Genomic DNA, 15,552 nt, shown 5'->3' with positions numbered 1-15,552 from the left:
AACGCTTCCTTCGGCTAAGGGCCACGCATTTGGCGTCTTGCCCGCTCAGTGCGCGAGGATGGCCTCGCGGGGCGCCGTCAGCTTCCACACCACGCCTGTCGGCGCATAGGCCATGTCGACCTCGCCACCGAGCCCGCGGGCGGTCATCTTCTGCGTTACCAGCGTGCCGAAGCCTGAGCGTTTCGGCTCGGTCACGAGCGGGCCGCCGTGTTCGCTCCAGTTGAGGACGAAGGTCTCGCCGAGCGACCAGTCGAGCCTGATATAGCCACCGTCGACCGAGAGGGCGCCGTATTTCGCCGCGTTCGTCGCCAGTTCGTGGAGGGCGAGACCAAGGGTCTGCGCGGCGGCCGACGACAGGCTGACGGCGGGACCGTGTGTCTCGATCCGCTCGCTGTTGCCGGCGCCGAAGGCCTTTAGCTGGCTGGTCACGAGATCGTCCAGCGAGGCGCTCTCCCATCCGCGGCCGGCAAGAAGATCGGCGGAGCGTGCCAGCGAGTTCAGCGCCTCCGACAGGGTTTCCAGAAACTCGTTGGTGGAGGCGCTTTCCTTGGCGGCTCGGCGGGCGATGGCGGCGATGAGCGCATACTGGTTCTTGGCGCGGTGGCTCATCTCGCGCATCAGGAACTGGTTCTGCTCCTCGGCTTCGCGGCGCTCGCGCGACGCCTGGGCGAGGACCTTCGAGACCTCGGCAACCTCCTCGATGTTGGTCCGGATCGGCATGGCCGGGCCGCCCCGGCCGATCGCCTTCGCCTGGTCGGCCAGAAACAGGATCGGCGCGGCGATCCGCCGGCCGACGAAGACGGCAAGGCCGGCGCTGAACAACAGAAGAAGGACGCCCGTGCCCACGAGAAGGAGCCATGAGCGCAAGATCGGCTGGCCGATCACGGCATCGGGCAGCGCCACGAGTGTCGTCCAGCCGGTCAGGACCGAGCTGTAGGAGGCCTCGATCAGATCCTCATGCAGTTCGCCGCCGACTTCTGCCAGCGAGGGCGTGTTCGACGTCGTTTCACTCTCGCGCACGCGCCCGTTACTGGCGAGGGCGGCGATCACCTTGTGTCCGGCGCGGTCCTTGATGATGGCCGTCCAGGGCGTCGGCAGGTTTCTTTCCGCGATCACGGTGCCGAGGTCGCGGGTCTTCTTGGTGATGGCGAGGACGAAGACGACCTGCTCGCCGCGCACCACTGGGACCGCGATCTGAAACGCCAGAGCGCCCGAGCGTTCGGCGAAGAAGACGTCGGACACGTGCGGCAGACGTGAGCGGAAAACCGTCTCCGCCGCGTCCGTATTCGCCTCGACGAAAGGCGCCTGCCCCCAGGGCGAGCGGGTATCGACGACGACGTGGAGGGATGGATCGACCAGCGTCGCATCGGTCCGCGTCGAGGCGAGGGCGGCGATCGTCCGCCGATGGAACTCCGCCAGGTTCTTCTCGTCGATCAGCGAGGAGGAGGCGAGCACCTTGGCTGCCGTCAACAGGCCGTAGATTTCCCGGTCGATCGCGTCCGAGATGATCCCGGCGGCATCCACCGCCTGGGTCGCGGCGATCTCCTTCTGCTGCTGGGAGAACTGCAGGATCAGGAACGCGCTGAAGAGGAGCGCCGGTATCAGCACGATGAGGGCAAAGCCGGCGAGGTGCACCAGCAGCGGCGGGCGTCGCATCATCCGCGAAAGCCGGAGATGGCGCATGACGCCTTTCGTGCGCGCCGTATTCAACACCTGCGTCATTGCGTGCTTTGCTCTATCGTCCGAGAGGCCCGGATGATGTCACTGACCCGGGCGAAGGTGTCATGATGGCTCACGGATGCGGCTTCCGTCGGGCAAAGCGACAATCCGGCCAAATTTCGCCACCACGCCGCAAGCGATGCGCGGCCGGCCGTCGAGGCCGGCGCGCGGAAAGGGCGCGCCGGCAGGTCTTGCTGTGCGGGTGACGCCGGCCGGGTCAGGCGAACTGAGCGAGGCCGGGGGTCGTGGCGATGACGCGGTCCACGGTCTCGGCGCCGGCATTGGCCTTGGCATAGGCGACGAGTTCGGTCGCGATCATGCGGATCTGGCCCATGTCGAGGCCCATGCCCATCAGCTTGGCGCCGAGCGCCATGATGCCACCGCCGAAGGCGCCCATGACGCTGCCCATCACGCCGTTGCCGCCGGCGGCCGCCATGGCCGTATCCGCGCCAGGAGTCTCGGCGATCATCGTCTCGACGGCCGGATCGGTCGCCTCGTTTTTCATGTAGTTCAGGATGTGGCCGACGGCCTCCATCGCCTTTTCCGGCGTCAGGCCGGTCTCGGCCGCGATACGGTTCAGAACTTCCTGCATCCGGTAAACTTCCTTCGTCCGTTGACGGCGCAAGGCGCCGAATCTCGGCGACCATGTCAAAGCCGCCGCGCGGAGGCAATCGCAAACGACGATGCGGCAATTGATGGCGTCGAGCAGCCGGATTGTTTCGCTTGGCCGGCTCTGCTTATTAGCGTTGCAGGGGACGGGAGAGAACGGATGCTCGAGCAAGGCAAGATATTTCTCGGCGCCAGCCATACGGGCGATGGCGCGGTCGCGCAGGGCGAGTATCTGCATCTGCCGCTGGCCAACCGGCACGGCCTCGTGACGGGCGCAACCGGTACCGGCAAGACGGTCACGCTCCAGATTCTCGCCGAAGGATTTTCGGAAGCGGGCGTGCCGGTCTTCTGTGCCGATATCAAGGGCGATCTCTCGGGCATCGCCATGCGCGGCGAGCCCAAGGACTTTCTGACCGCCCGCGCCGCGGAGATCGGCCTCGATCCCTACTATCTCGACTCCTATCCCGTGATGTTCTGGGACATTTTCTGCGAGAAGGGGCACCGCATCCGGTCGACGGTGGCCGAGATGGGTCCGCTCCTCCTGGCACGGCTGATGAACCTCTCGGAGGCGCAGGAGGGCGTTCTCAACATCGCCTTCAAGATCGCCGACGAGGAAGGGCTGCTCCTTCTCGATCTGAAGGACCTCCAGGCCATGCTCGGGCATGTCGCCGAGAATGCCGAGGAGATTTCGCGGCTCTACGGCAATGTCGCCAAACAGTCGGTCGGTGCGATCCAGCGTTCGCTGCTGGTCCTCGAGCAGCAGGGCGCGGCCGACTTCTTCGGCGAGCCCGCGGTGAAGATCGCCGACCTGATGCGCACCGACCGCGACGGCCGCGGCTATGTCAACGTGCTCGCCGCCGACAAGCTGATGATGAACCCGCGGCTCTACGCGACCTTCCTGCTCTGGCTCTTGTCGGAACTGTTCGAGGAATTGCCGGAGATCGGCGACTCCGACAAGCCGAAGCTCGTCTTCTTCTTCGACGAGGCGCATCTCCTGTTCGATGGCGCGCCGAAGGTTTTGACCGACCGGATCGAGCAGGTCGTGAAGCTGATCCGTTCGAAGGGCGTCGGCATCTATTTCGTCACGCAGAACCCGCTCGACGTGCCGGACGCGGTTCTTGCCCAGCTCGGCAACCGGGTGCAGCATGCGCTCCGCGCCTATACGCCGCGTGAGCAGAAGGCGGTGAAGACCGCGGCCGAGACGTTCCGCGCCAATCCCGACTTCGACGTCTACGAGGCGATCACCCAGCTCGGCGTCGGCGAGGCGCTCGTTTCGACGCTGCAGAAGGGCGGCGTGCCGTCGATCGTCGAGCGCACCAAGATCCGCCCGCCGGCCGGGCGCCTCGGGCCGATCTCCGACGAGGAGCGGTCGGAGATCATGGCGAGAAGTCCGGTCGCAGGCCTCTACGACGAAACCATCGATCCTGAATCGGCCTATGAGCTGCTCGTCGGGCGGGCCGAGGCGGAATTGCGCCAGGAAGCGGAGCAGCGGCGGGCGGAGGCGGAGGCGAAGGCGACGGCTCGGTCAGCCGAATCGCAGCGCCGCGCGGAAGGCGCACGCCAGCGCGCCGAAGAGGAGGACCGGGAGGCGCCTGTCCGGCGCACCCGCACCGGTTTCCAACTGCCCGATTTCGGCCTTGGCGGGGGAGGGCGCGACGACGTGGAGGAAGTGGAGGAGGAGCCGCAGACCCGGCGCCGGCCCGCGGCGCCGCGCCGACAATCGTCCGGCTATCAGCGCCAGACGCTGACCGAGACGGTGATGAAGCAGGTCGGGCGGACCGTGGCGTCGACCGTCACCAGCGCGATCCTGCGCGGCGTGCTCGGCAGCCTGAAAAGAGGGCGATAGGCGCCCGCCTGGCGGCGGAGGTCTCAAAATCCTGGAGGCGCCATCCTATATCAGGATCATGACCAACACCCTGGACCCACGCCCCATGCGCTCCGCTCCTGCCGCTTTCATCCTCTGGCTTCTGTGCTTTGCCGGCCTTTGCGGTCTCCACCGCTTCTATCTCGGCCGACCCTGGACAGGCCTTCTCTGGCTCCTGACCTTCGGCCTTCTCGGCATCGGTCAGTTGATCGACCTGTTCCTGATCCCCTCGATGCTGCGCGAGGGCGCACTGGAGAGCCGGATCGACAGAATGGAGCGCGAGCGCGCTCTGTCACGCGGCTAAGGTGTGAGGTGGCCGGCGCGGATCAGCGCCGGCCCGTCTCTCAGGCCATGCCGCTCTGGATGACGACGACGGGCGTGCCGTCGGGAACGCGGTCATAGAGGTCTATGATGTCGTGGTTCATGAACCGCACGCAGCCCGACGACACCGCCTTGCCGATGGTCCAGTATTCCGGCGTTCCATGCAGACGGTACAGCGTGTCCACGCCGTTCTGGAACAGGTAGAGCGCGCGGGCGCCCAGCGGGTTCTTCAGCCCGGGCTCCATGCCGTTGCGATAGACTTCCAGCTCGGGCTGGCGGTCGACCATTTCCGACGGTGGCGTCCATGTCGGCCATTTCCTCTTGAAGCGGACAATGGCACGGCCGCTCCACGAGAATCCCTCGCGGCCGATGCCGACGCCGTAGCGCATCGCCCGACCGCCGGGTTGCGTGAAATAGGCGAAGCGGTTGGCGGTATCGATCACCATCGTCCCCGGCGCCTCGCCGGTCATGTTGGCGACCTCCTGGCGAAAGAACATCGGGTCGACGAGTTTTGGATCGATCGGCGGAATGAGATAGCCGCCGTCCTCGATCGGGCCGTACATGCTCAGAAAGGCAGGATCTCTCATGCTGCCGCCCGGGCCGGCGCGCCCTTCGAGAATGCGGGCGCGCGAACCTGAGCTCGTGCAGCCGGCAACGGCGGCGGCCGCCGAAAGGCCCATCCCCATGAGAAGATGGCGCCGCGTCAAACCGCGACCTCGAATCTGATCGTTCATGAAATGCCTGTTCCGGAGATTTTTGATGCATGGCAGCGCGACGATCGGGTGATCGTTATGCCGGCTTGGGCCTCGAACATGGCGGCAGGCCGGTTGGTTGCGCTGCGGGGACCCGTTCTGGCCAGGCTGTTGCATTGCGGCAACGCTATTCGGGCGGCGGTGTCACCGGCCTGCCGGCGCGGGTACCAAGCAGTGACGCCAGTGACGGCAGTCCGGTCAGTCTGCGTTTGATTGCCCGGCGGTCCTTCAAGATCCGCCCCGTCAATCGCCGAAATCCTGTCAGAGCATGCCGGCAAGGCCCCGGAGATCGGGCAGGATCGCGTTCGGCTGCAGGTCGGGATATTCGTCCGGCTCGTTGCCGCGGTTGATCCAGACCGTGTTGAAGCCGAAGCGCGTCGCCCCGGCGATGTCCCAGCGGTTCGACGACTGGAACGACACCGCGTCCGGATAGAGGCGGAAGGTCGTGGTGACGAGATCGTAGATCTCCGGCGCCGTCTTGTAGCGACCGACGTCCTCGGCCGACAGCACGGCGTCGAGCAGATGGTCGATCTTGGCCGAACGAATGGCGCGGTCCAGCATCTGCCGCGAGCCGTTGGACAGGATCGCCAGGCGTGCGCCGCCGTCCTTCAGGACGCGCAGTGTCTGCGGCACCTCCTCGAAGCAATCGAGATCGCGGTAGGCCTCGAGCAGCCGGCCGCGCATGGCGCCGTCGACCGCCGGCATTTTTGCGAGCGCGAAGTCGAGAGCATCTTCGGTCAGGGTCCAGAAATCGCGGGAGGCGTCGCCCATCAGCGTTCGGATCCAGGAATATTCGAGCTGCTTGCGGCGCCAGATGTCGGCAAGCCGCCGCCCTTCCTCGCCGAGATCGGCGGCATGGCGGGCGACCGCGGCGCCGGTATCGAACAGGGTGCCGTAGGCGTCGAAAACATAGACCGAATGCACAGCGAATTCTCCCCAGGCGCCCACTTACCGTTCTGTCATAGTCCAAACATTGGCGAGAGGAAGGGCTTTTCCCCGCAGGTCCCGCGTGGCATGACGGCACCCATCGGCAGCTCCGGTGGCATGGCCCGACGCCGGCGGCGGGCGCTCCGGCACGCCAGGTGCGGCCCCGGAAAGGATCCAGCATGGCACAGGAACTCAGCCCGACCTTCACCTTCGTCGACGGCGAGTGGCTGGAGGGCAATCCCGGCCTCATCGGCCCGCGCAGCCATGCGATGTGGCTCGGCAGCACCGTCTTCGACGGCGCCCGCTGGTTCGAGGGAATGTCGCCCGACCTCGATCGCCACGCCGCGCGCGTCAACCGATCCGCGCTGGCGCTCGGGCTCGAGGCAAGCGTCGCCGCGGACGAGATCGTGCGGCTGACGCATGAGGGGCTGGCGAAGTTCGGCGGCGAGACGGCGGTCTATATCCGCCCGATGTATTGGGCGGAGGCGGGCGGCTACATGGGTGTTCCAGCCGATCCGATCTCGACGCGCTTCGCCCTCAGCCTCTACGAATCGCCGATGATCCCGTCCTCGGGCTTCACCCTCGGCGTTTCGCCCTTCCGCCGCCCGACGCCCGAGACGGCGCCGACCGCGGCCAAGGCCGGCTGCCTCTATCCCAACAGTGGCCGGGCGATCCTCGAGGCGAAGGCACGCGGCTACGACAATGCGCTCATGTGCGACATGGCCGGCAATGTCGCGGAGACCGCGACGTCGAACGTCTTCATCGTCCGCGACGGTGTGGTGAAGACGCCGGTGCCGAACGGGACGTTTCTCAATGGCATCACTCGCCAGCGGATCATCGCCTTGCTGCGCGCCGATGGCGCCGAGGTCGTGGAGTGCACGCTGACGGTCGAGGATTTCCTCGGCGCCGACGAGATCTTCTCGACCGGCAACCATTCCAAGGTCGTGGCGGTGACGGGCTTCGAGGGACGCTCGCTGCAGCCGGGGCCCGTCTGCGAACGCTCGCGCGAGCTCTACTGGGCGTTTGCGCGCGGCTCGCTGGCCAAGGCGGCCTAGCGGACCGCGGAAATCTTTCGCCGGGAGGGACGGGCCGCATGGCCTTCGCCGGCCCGGACCCTAGCTTACCCACATGCTTCCCATGGGCTCTGCAACGCCGGTCGGCGGGCGCGCTGCCCATGAGACCTGAATGATCTGAGAAGGAGACACCGCATGGCTTTCACGCTTCCCGAACTGCCCTACGATTACGAGGCGCTCGCTCCCTTCATGTCGAAGGAGACCCTCGAATACCATCATGACAAGCACCACAACGCCTATGTCGAGATGGGCAACAAGCTCGCCGCCGAAGCCGGCATGGGCGACGCCTCGGTCGAGGAGGTGGTCATGCAGTCCTATGGCAAGAATCAGCCGCTCTTCAACAATGCCGCCCAGCACTACAACCACATCCACTTCTGGAAGTGGATGAAGAAGGGCGGCGGCGGCAAGAGCCTGCCAGGCAAGTTGCAGACCGCCTTCGACAGCGATCTCGGCGGCTATGACAAGTTCCGTACCGACTTCATGGACGCCGGCAAGGGCCAGTTCGGCTCGGGCTGGGCCTGGGTCGCGGTCAAGGACGGCAAGCTGTCGATCATGAAGACCCCGAACGGCGAAAACCCGCTGGTGCATGGCGCCAAGCCGATCCTCGGCGTCGACGTGTGGGAGCATTCCTACTACATCGACTACCGCAATGCCCGGCCGAAGTACCTGGAGGCTTTCGTCGACAGTCTGATCGACTGGGATCACGTGCTGGAGATGTACGAAGGCACCGGCGCCTGAACCACGACGCTCTCGAGTTTTGACGCGAGGCCCCGGCGGTAACGCCGGGGCCTTTTGGTGCCGAAGGGTCGGCGAGTAGACGGTTGCGAGCGCGCGCACGCCGCGGACGTCGCGCCGACCACATTCGCCTCACCGCGAAGTGACAGTTCCCGCGACTTGCATGGCCGGTCAAACAGGGCATCCATGCTGTAGTGCAGCCTCTCCTCCGCGCCGCGGATGGTCCTTTGGAGCCCCCTCATGAACGTTCAATCTCTCGCTTTCGCCGCCGCCCTTGTCGCAGCTTCTGCTGGCGCTCTGGCCGTTCTTCCGGCCGGCGCGCAGAATCTCGACGTGATCAAGCAGCGCCAGGAGGCGATGAAGAACATCGGCGGCGCTGCCAAGGCTGCCGGCCAGATGCTGAAGGGCGAGGTCGCCTTCGATGCGGCCAAGGCGGCGGCGGTCTTCACTGTCATGGCGAGCAATGCCAAGGAGTTCGGCACCCACTTTCCAGAGGACAGCAAGACCGGTGGCAAGACCGAGGCCGCTCCGGCGATCTGGACGAAGCCCGAGGAGTTCAAGGCCGAGCTCGCCAAGTTCGAGGGCGACATCGCCGCCGCTGCGGCGACCAAGCCCGAGAGCCTCGACGCCTTCAAGCCGGCGTTTGCCAGCGTCGCGCAGAACTGCAAGGGCTGCCATGAAGAGTTTCGCGTCGATAACTAGGTCGACCTGGCGCCGGCGGTCTCCTTCTCTCGCCGAAAAGACGGGAGCGGGGCCATCGGGGCCATCCGACCGACGCCCATGAGCAGCGCCGGTTTGTCAGCACAGCGATCGGTGAGGCAGAATTCATGCAGAAGCGGTTGCTCCTCGGCCTGATGGCTGTCGTCGTCATCGCAGCGGGAGTGTTCTACGTCCTCACCATGCCGCGCCGGCTGGAGGCGAGCGAGATCGCTGCCGACGGCAGCGGCGACGCCGCGCGCGGCGCTACCGTCTTCTGGGCCGGCGGCTGCGTCTCCTGCCACGCGCCGGCGAAAAGCGAGGGCGAGGCGCAGTTGCGTCTCGGCGGCGGCGCGCCGCTGGTCACGTCCTTCGGCACTTTTCACGCGCCCAACATCTCGACCGACCCCGCGGACGGCATCGGCGACTGGAGCCTTGCCGATTTCGCCAATGCGATGCAACGCGGCGTCGGTCCCGACGGCACCCATCTCTATCCGGCCTTTCCCTATACGTCCTATGCGCGCATGACGAAGGGCGATGTCGCCGACCTCTTCGCCTACATGAAGACGTTGCCGCCGGTGGAGGGCAGGGCAGCGGACAACGTCCTGTCCTTCCCCTTCAACATCCGCCGCGGCGTCGGGTTGTGGCAGCTGGCTTTTCTCGACCCCGATCCCGTCGTCGCGCTTCCGGCCGACGCATCGGAGCAGGTGAAGCGCGGCCAGTACCTGGCGGAAGGCCCCGGCCATTGCGGCGAGTGCCACACGCCCCGGCTCTATGGCGGTGCCGGCGGTCTCGACAGGACGCGCTGGCTTGCCGGCGCGCCCAATCCCGAGGGCGAGGGCAAGGTGCCCGACATCACCTCGTCCGAGACGGGGATCGGCGCGTGGTCCGAAGCGGACATCGCCTACTACTTAGAGACCGGCTTCACGCCCGACTTCGACTCCGTCGGCGGCGCGATGGTCGAGGTGCAGAAGAACCTCGCCAAGCTGCCGGCGGGCGATCGCGAGGCCATCGCGGCGTATCTGAAGGCCGTGCCGGCGCCGTAGCGGATCAACCACGCGGGATGCCGTGCGGGGGGCATGATCGCCGCTCCGGCGTCGTCACCCCGGCTCAAGGCCGGAATAACCGGGGAAGGGGAGGCGACCGGTTGCCAAGCCGTCTCCGCGTCCAACGGTGCCATCGCTCCAACAAGCTGCCATAGCGCCCCTTTGCATCAAAAGGGCGGTCTGCTTGTCGCGCCTTCCCCTATGCCTTGCCCGTCACCATCAGCGAGAAGGCGTAGATCGAGGCGACCTCGTCCAGACGATTGAAACGGCCGGAGGCGCCGCCGTGGCCGGCGTCCATGTTGGTGTGGAGGAGGACGGGATTGGCGTCGGTCTTCAGGGCGCGCAGCTTCGCCACCCATTTTGCCGGCTCCCAATAGGTGACGCGCGGATCGGTGAGGCCGGCGAGAACCAGCATCGGCGGATAGGCTTTCGCCGCGACATTGTCGTAGGGGCTGTAGCCGGCGATGCGGTCGTAGTCGGTGGCCGAGGCCAGCGGGTTGCCCCATTCCGGCCATTCCGGCGGGGTCAGCGGCAGCGTGTCGTCGAGCATGGTGGCGAGAACGTCGACGAAGGGCACCACGGCGATGATGGCGCCGAACTTGTCCGGCGCCATGTTGGCGATGGCGCCCATCAGCATGCCGCCGGCCGAGCCGCCCTGCGCGACGATCCGATCGTGGCGCGTGTAGTTCTCGGCAACGAGATGGTCGGCGACGGCGATGAAGTCGGAGAAGGTGTTCCCCTTGTTCTCGCGTCGTCCGCCCTCGTACCAGGCAAAGCCCTTGTCCTTGCCGCCGCGCACATGCGCGATCGCCCAGACGAAGCCGCGGTCGACGAGGCTGAGGCAATTGGTGTTGAAGGCGGCCGGGATGGCGATGCCGTAGGCGCCGTAGCCGTAGAGCATCAGGGGCGCCGTGCCGTCCAGCGGGGTGTCCCTGCGGTAGAGCAGCGAAACCGGCACCATTTCTCCATCGGCCGCCCGCGCCAAGATGCGGCGGGTGACATACTCATCCGGAACATGGCCGGAGGGAACCTCCTGCGTTTTCAGGAGCGTCCGCTGTCGGGTCTCGACGTCGTAGTCGAAGGTCTGCGTCGGCGTCGTCAGCGAGGAATAGGTGAAGCGGATGAGCGTCGTGTCGAACTCGTAGGTGCCGGAGAGACCCAGCGAATAGGCTTCCTCGCCGAATGCGACGATATGTTCCGCACCATCGGACAGGCGCTTGACGACGATGCGCGGCAGGCCCTCGCGCCGCTCCAGCCAGACGAGGTGCCGCTTCAGGACCATGTGGGCGAGGATCAGGCGACCGTCTTCGTGCGGAACGTAGTCGGTCCACTCGCTTGCGTTCGACGAGTCGGTCGGGGCGGTGACGATCTTGAAATCACGGGCGCCGGCGGCATTCGTCAGGATGTACAGCGTGCCATCGGCCTCGTCGACGTCGTACTCGACGCCGGTCTCGCGCTCGGCAAGAAGGCGCGGTTCGGCCGCCGAGTTGGAGGCAGGGATCAGCCAGGCCTCCGAGGTCTCGTGGTCGTGAATATGAATGACGATAAACTCGCCCGACTGGGTCTTGCCGACCCCCATGAAGAAGCCGGTATCGGTCTCCTCGTAGATCAGCGCATCATCGGCGGGATCGGTTCCGAGGCGATGGAAATAGACCCGGCTCGGACGATGGTTGCCGTCGAGCCGGGTGTAGAAGAAACCCTTCGAGCGGGCCGACCAGACGGCGCTGCCACTGGTGTTCTCGATTCTCTCGCCGAGGTCCTCGCCGGTCGCCAGGTCGCGCACCGAGATCGCGTAGAACTCCGAACCCTTGTCGTCGTGCGACCAGGCCAGCCAGTTGTGATCGGTGGAATGGGCGACGCCGCCGAGCGAGAAATACTTGCGCTGCGCCGCTTCCTTCTGCCCGTCGAGGATCACCGTCTCGCTGGCCGCGTCGCCGCCGAGGGGGCGGCGGATGAAACGGGGATACTCCGCACCGGCCTCGTAGGACATGCCATAGGCGAAGGGGCCGTCGGGCGCGGGCACCGAGGAATCGTCCTCCTTGATGCGGCCGCGCATCTCCGCGATCAGCTTCTCCCGCAGCGGCGCCAGCGGCGCCATCATCGCATCGTGATAGACGTTCTCGGCGTCGAGATGGGCACGGATCGCCGGGTCCAGAACCGCCGGGTCCTGGAAGACATCCTGCCAGTTGGGCGCGCGCAGCCAGCCATAGTCATCACGGCGCTCGCGTCCATGGAGATCAAAGCGTTCCGGGCGCTTCTCGGCCTTGGGCGGATTCGCGGCGCCATCCGCCCTGGTGTGCGTCGGCATATCGGCAGTCGTGTCGGTCAAAAGTGTTAATTCCAATGGTGAGGCGCCGGGCCTCTGATCTCGTCCCTGCCTGACTGTACAGGCTTTGTTCACGGCGAAGCAACCCGGCCAGAACAAGCATCGCCGCGCCGCGGAGATGGCTTCTCCGAGCAACTGTTGCGGCACCCGTTAGGGTGGGTTCGGGTTGCGGGCGGCGGGATGCTTGACTAAGACGGAGACGTCACACCGGATGCGGCGCCGTGACGGCGTGTCCCCACCAAAAGTCTAGGCCAACTCCAAAAGGGCATCCGGATCGAATGATGGGCAGCCTGCCGCCGCAAGAGGGCTCGATGCCCGACCTTCTGACCCTTGTGCTTCTGGGCCTGCCGCTGGCGGCAGCGCTCCTGGCGGCGCCCCTGGCGCGCGGGCTCGGCTCCCGCGCCGCCTGGCTGCTGGCCGCCTTTCCCGCCGCTGCCTTCGTCATTCTGTGCGGCCAGGCCGACGCGGTGCGGCAGGGCGCGGTGCTTCTTTCCGGCTTCGACTGGATCCCCTCCTACGGCATGCGTTTCTCCTTCCGTCTGGACGGCCTGTCGCTGGTCTTCGGCCTGCTCATCACGGGCATCGGCACGCTGATCGTCCTCTACAGCGGCGGCTACCTCGCGGGGCACCGCGATCTCGGACGCTTCTTCACCTTCATCCTGATGTTCATGGCGGCGATGCTCGGCCTCGTTCTGGCCGACGATCTGATGACGCTGATCGTCTATTGGGAGCTCACCTCGATCACCTCCTTCCTGCTGATCGGCTTCGACCACGAACGGGAGCGGGCGCGGCGTGGGGCGATCCAGGCACTGGTGATCACGGGCGGCGGCGGCCTTGCGTTGATGGCCGGCCTCGTCCTGATTCGGGAGGTTCTCGGCCTGACCTCGATGACGGAGGTGCTTGCAGCCGGCGACGCGCTGCGCGACAGCGCCTGGTATCTGCCGATCCTTCTCCTCGTCCTTGGCGGCGCGTTCACCAAGTCGGCGCAGATGCCGTTCCACGTCTGGCTGCCGAACGCGATGGAGGCGCCGACGCCGGTCTCGGCCTATCTGCATTCGGCCACCATGGTGAAGGCCGGCGTCTATCTCCTGATGCGTCTCAACCCGGCGCTGGGAGAGACGTTGCTGTGGGAGACGATCCTGCCTCTGTTCGGCGGTGTCACCCTTGTCGGCGGCGCGCTGCTGGCGCTGCGCCAGACCGACATGAAGCTCATCCTCGCCTATACGACCGTCGCCTCGCTCGGGCTCCTGGTGATGCTGATCGGCGTCGGCAGCGAGGCGGCGATGGAGGCGGCGGTGCTCTATCTCGTCGCCCACGCACTGTTCAAGGGTGCGCTCTTCATGGTCGCCGGCAGCGTCGACCATGGCGCCGGCAGCCGCGATCTCCTGCGGCTCGGCGGCCTGCGCCGGGCGATGCCGATCACCTTCGTCGCCGCACTGCTCGCCGCGCTCTCGATGGGCGGCGTCCTGCCCTTCTTCGGGTTTCTCGCCAAGGAAGTGATCTACGAGGCGACGGCCGCGCCGACCCCGCGCGGCATCGCCCTGACGCTGACCGCGATTGCCGGGAACGCGCTGATGTTTGCCGCGGCCTTTCTGGTGGCGCTGAAGCCTTTCCTCGGGCAGAAGCCCGCCGCACTCGACCATCCGCACGAGGGGCCGGCGCTGATCTGGCTCGGACCGCTCGTCCTCGGTCTCGCCGGACTGTTCACCGCGCTGTTTTCGGGCTCGACGCATGCATGGCTGACGAGCCCGATGGCATCGGCCGTCATCGGGACGCCGGTGGAGATCACGATCTCGGCCCTGCCGCATCTCGGCCTCGCCTTCGCGCTGTCGATGCTGACGCTTGCCATCGGCGCAGGGCTCTATCTTGTCGCGGGCAGGGTCCGGTCCGGTGTGGACGCCGCGCTGAACCACATCGGCTGGGGTCCCGACATCGGCTTCGACCAGGCGATGCGGGGGCTTCTCGCGCTGTCCTTCGCCGTGACGAGAAAACTCCAGTCGGGACGGCTCGACCGCTACATGACCCAGGCCTTCATCGTCATCGCCGCGGCCCTTCTGGTGCCGATGGTGCTTGCCGGTGCCCTGCCGGCGATTCCGGCGATGCCGCAGTTGTCGTTGTCGGAATGGGCGGTCTCGGCTCTGCTGGTCATCGGCGTGCTCTCGGTCGTGATCGCCCGCAGCCGGCTGACGGCGATCGTCTCGCTCGGCATCCAGGGTATTGCCGTGGCGCTCCTGTTCATTCTTCTCGGCGCGCCGGACCTCTCCTTCACCCAGTTCATGATCGAGACGCTGTCCGTCGTGATCCTGGCGCTGGTCATGACGCGGCTGAAGCTCGAGGTCGAGGATCGCCGGCCGCTGCGCGAGACGCTGATTGATGCGGCGGTCGCGGCGGCGGCGGGCATCGGCATCGGCCTTCTGCTGCTCAGGGTCACGCAGGTGCCCTTCGATCCCGTGATGTCGGATTTCTTCACGCGCTACAGCTACGCGATCGCCCATGGCCGCAACATCGTCAACGTCATCATCGTCGACTTCCGCGGCATGGACACTCTCGGCGAGATCGCCGTCGTGATGGTGACGGGCCTCGCGATCCTGGCGCTGATCCGCATCCGCGTCGGCAAGCCACGGCTGCGAACCGCCGATCCGACGGAGGCGACGCCATGAACTCGGTCATTTTCCGCTTTACGGCACCCTATCTCACCAGCCTGATGCTGCTCTTCTCGGTCTTCGTTCTCCTGCGCGGACACAACGAGCCCGGTGGGGGGTTCATCGGTGGGCTCGTCGCGGCCTCGGCCGTGGCGATCTACGGCCTTGCCGGCGGCGTCAGCTCGGTTCGCCGGGCACTCTACTTCGACCCGATGACGCTGGCCGCCGCCGGGTTGATCATGGCGGTGCTCGCCGGTGGCGCTTCGTTCGTGGCGGGAGTGCCATTTCTCTCCGGCCTCTGGTGGTTTCCCGCCGTCCTCGACGGCGTCGCCATCTCGACGCCGCTGTTCTTCGACATCGGCGTCTATCTCGTCGTCGTCGGCTCGGTCTCCTCGATCGCGCTGACGCTGGCCGAAAGCGAGGACGCCTGATGGAAACCGTCCTCGCCCTGCTCGTCGCCGTGCTGTTTTCGGTCGCGGTCTATCTTCTGTTGTCGACGCACATCATCCGCATGCTTCTGGGCATCGTCCTTCTCGGCAATGCGGTGAACCTGTCGATGTTCACCGCCGGCCGCGTCTCGACAATGGTCCCGCCGATCATCCCCGGCGGGCTGACGGTGCCGGCTGTCGTCACGGCCAATCCGCTGCCACAGGCGCTGATCCTGACGGCGATCGTCATTTCCTTTTCGTTTTTCGCCTTTCTTCTGGTCCTCGCCTTCCGCGCCTACCAGGATCTCGGCACCGACGACACCGACCGCATGCGCGTCGCCGAACCCGAGGGGGAGGGGCTCCCGCCCCTCGGTTACTGATGGCTGTCTCCCCCGAACTCGCCGCCCTCAAGGC

Annotated in this window: 14 protein-coding genes; 9 read left to right on the top strand and 5 right to left on the bottom strand. The window is 66.4% G+C overall.

Features of this window, described 5'->3' with window-relative positions:
- Positions 1-45 precede the first annotated feature (45 nt).
- Positions 46-1,722, bottom strand: coding sequence for an HWE histidine kinase domain-containing protein (locus Sa4125_RS17670; protein WP_224000012.1), 1,677 nt, complete (start codon positions 1,720-1,722; stop codon positions 46-48).
- Between the two features lie 214 nt (positions 1,723-1,936).
- Positions 1,937-2,500: a hypothetical protein gene (locus Sa4125_RS17665; protein WP_224000010.1), complete on the bottom strand. Its 564-nt coding sequence runs from the start codon at positions 2,498-2,500 to the stop codon at positions 1,937-1,939.
- Between Sa4125_RS17665 and Sa4125_RS17660 the strand changes: the two genes are divergently transcribed.
- Positions 2,489-4,174 (top strand): helicase HerA-like domain-containing protein, encoded by a 1,686-nt coding sequence (locus Sa4125_RS17660; protein WP_224000003.1) that lies wholly within the window; start codon positions 2,489-2,491, stop codon positions 4,172-4,174. The two genes, Sa4125_RS17665 and Sa4125_RS17660, sit on opposite strands and share 12 nt — an antisense overlap.
- A gap of 58 nt (positions 4,175-4,232) precedes the next feature.
- The gene (locus tag Sa4125_RS17655; protein ID WP_224000002.1) at positions 4,233-4,496 is read left to right on the top strand and encodes a TM2 domain-containing protein; all 264 of its coding nucleotides are present in this window, start codon (positions 4,233-4,235) and stop codon (positions 4,494-4,496) included.
- A gap of 40 nt (positions 4,497-4,536) precedes the next feature.
- Here the strand turns inward: Sa4125_RS17655 and Sa4125_RS17650 are convergent, their stop codons facing one another.
- Both Sa4125_RS17650 and Sa4125_RS17645 read right to left on the bottom strand, forming a co-directional pair.
- Positions 4,537-5,247 carry a L,D-transpeptidase gene (locus Sa4125_RS17650; RefSeq protein ID WP_224000001.1) on the bottom strand — a complete coding sequence of 237 codons (711 nt, stop codon included), beginning with the start codon at positions 5,245-5,247 and terminating at the stop codon, positions 4,537-4,539.
- Between the two features lie 279 nt (positions 5,248-5,526).
- Positions 5,527-6,189, bottom strand: coding sequence for a haloacid dehalogenase type II (locus Sa4125_RS17645; RefSeq protein WP_224000000.1), 663 nt, complete (start codon positions 6,187-6,189; stop codon positions 5,527-5,529).
- Positions 6,190-6,371: 182 nt separating this feature from the next.
- Between Sa4125_RS17645 and Sa4125_RS17640 the strand changes: the two genes are divergently transcribed.
- The 4 genes from Sa4125_RS17640 (at position 6,372) to Sa4125_RS17625 (ending at position 9,742) form a co-directional block, all read left to right on the top strand.
- Positions 6,372-7,247 (top strand): branched-chain amino acid aminotransferase, encoded by an 876-nt coding sequence (locus Sa4125_RS17640; protein ID WP_223999999.1) that lies wholly within the window; start codon positions 6,372-6,374, stop codon positions 7,245-7,247.
- Between the two features lie 153 nt (positions 7,248-7,400).
- Entirely contained in the window at positions 7,401-8,003 is a 603-nt protein-coding gene (locus Sa4125_RS17635; RefSeq protein ID WP_223999998.1) for a superoxide dismutase, read from the top strand.
- A 237-nt stretch (positions 8,004-8,240) separates the two neighbouring features.
- Positions 8,241-8,702 carry a cytochrome c gene (locus Sa4125_RS17630; RefSeq protein ID WP_223999996.1) on the top strand — a complete coding sequence of 154 codons (462 nt, stop codon included), beginning with the start codon at positions 8,241-8,243 and terminating at the stop codon, positions 8,700-8,702.
- Between the two features lie 125 nt (positions 8,703-8,827).
- Positions 8,828-9,742 (top strand): cytochrome c, encoded by a 915-nt coding sequence (locus tag Sa4125_RS17625; RefSeq protein WP_223999994.1) that lies wholly within the window; start codon positions 8,828-8,830, stop codon positions 9,740-9,742.
- Positions 9,743-9,941: 199 nt separating this feature from the next.
- Here the strand turns inward: Sa4125_RS17625 and Sa4125_RS17620 are convergent, their stop codons facing one another.
- Positions 9,942-12,050, bottom strand: coding sequence for a S9 family peptidase (locus Sa4125_RS17620; protein ID WP_223999992.1), 2,109 nt, complete (start codon positions 12,048-12,050; stop codon positions 9,942-9,944).
- 329 nt (positions 12,051-12,379) lie between these two features.
- Here Sa4125_RS17620 and Sa4125_RS17615 point away from each other — a divergent pair, with 329 nt between their 5' ends.
- Genes Sa4125_RS17615 through Sa4125_RS17605 form a run of 3 tightly spaced genes read left to right on the top strand, consistent with a single transcriptional unit; the run spans position 12,380 to position 15,518 of the window.
- Positions 12,380-14,728 (top strand): putative monovalent cation/H+ antiporter subunit A, encoded by a 2,349-nt coding sequence (locus Sa4125_RS17615; RefSeq protein ID WP_223999990.1) that lies wholly within the window; start codon positions 12,380-12,382, stop codon positions 14,726-14,728.
- Positions 14,725-15,141 carry a Na+/H+ antiporter subunit B gene (locus Sa4125_RS17610; RefSeq protein ID WP_223999988.1) on the top strand — a complete coding sequence of 139 codons (417 nt, stop codon included), beginning with the start codon at positions 14,725-14,727 and terminating at the stop codon, positions 15,139-15,141. Before Sa4125_RS17615 ends, Sa4125_RS17610 begins: the two co-directional genes overlap by 4 nt.
- The gene (locus tag Sa4125_RS17605; RefSeq protein WP_223999986.1) at positions 15,141-15,518 is read left to right on the top strand and encodes a Na+/H+ antiporter subunit C; all 378 of its coding nucleotides are present in this window, start codon (positions 15,141-15,143) and stop codon (positions 15,516-15,518) included. Before Sa4125_RS17610 ends, Sa4125_RS17605 begins: the two co-directional genes overlap by 1 nt.
- The last annotated feature ends 34 nt before the right edge of the window (positions 15,519-15,552 follow it).

Origin of the sequence: Aureimonas sp. SA4125, assembly GCF_019973775.1 — a bacterium.
In the GTDB taxonomy this organism is placed as follows: Bacteria; Pseudomonadota; Alphaproteobacteria; order Rhizobiales; family Rhizobiaceae; genus Plantimonas.
This window is presented reverse-complemented; position numbering and strand designations above follow the sequence as displayed.

Excerpts from the sequence above, each read along its gene's own strand:
- Sa4125_RS17670 (WP_224000012.1), bottom strand. The coding sequence starts at position 1,722 with ATGACGCAGGTGTTGAATACGGCGCGCACGAAAGGCGTCATGCGCCAT.
- Sa4125_RS17660 (WP_224000003.1), top strand. The coding sequence starts at position 2,489 with ATGCTCGAGCAAGGCAAGATATTTCTCGGCGCCAGCCATACGGGCGAT.
- Sa4125_RS17655 (WP_224000002.1), top strand. The coding sequence starts at position 4,233 with ATGACCAACACCCTGGACCCACGCCCCATGCGCTCCGCTCCTGCCGCT.
- Sa4125_RS17650 (WP_224000001.1), bottom strand. The coding sequence starts at position 5,247 with ATGAACGATCAGATTCGAGGTCGCGGTTTGACGCGGCGCCATCTTCTC.
- Sa4125_RS17640 (WP_223999999.1), top strand. The coding sequence starts at position 6,372 with ATGGCACAGGAACTCAGCCCGACCTTCACCTTCGTCGACGGCGAGTGG.
- Sa4125_RS17635 (WP_223999998.1), top strand. The coding sequence starts at position 7,401 with ATGGCTTTCACGCTTCCCGAACTGCCCTACGATTACGAGGCGCTCGCT.
- Sa4125_RS17630 (WP_223999996.1), top strand. The coding sequence starts at position 8,241 with ATGAACGTTCAATCTCTCGCTTTCGCCGCCGCCCTTGTCGCAGCTTCT.
- Sa4125_RS17625 (WP_223999994.1), top strand. The coding sequence starts at position 8,828 with ATGCAGAAGCGGTTGCTCCTCGGCCTGATGGCTGTCGTCGTCATCGCA.
- Sa4125_RS17620 (WP_223999992.1), bottom strand. The coding sequence starts at position 12,050 with ATGCCGACGCACACCAGGGCGGATGGCGCCGCGAATCCGCCCAAGGCC.
- Sa4125_RS17615 (WP_223999990.1), top strand. The coding sequence starts at position 12,380 with ATGCCCGACCTTCTGACCCTTGTGCTTCTGGGCCTGCCGCTGGCGGCA.
- Sa4125_RS17610 (WP_223999988.1), top strand. The coding sequence starts at position 14,725 with ATGAACTCGGTCATTTTCCGCTTTACGGCACCCTATCTCACCAGCCTG.
- Sa4125_RS17605 (WP_223999986.1), top strand. The coding sequence starts at position 15,141 with ATGGAAACCGTCCTCGCCCTGCTCGTCGCCGTGCTGTTTTCGGTCGCG.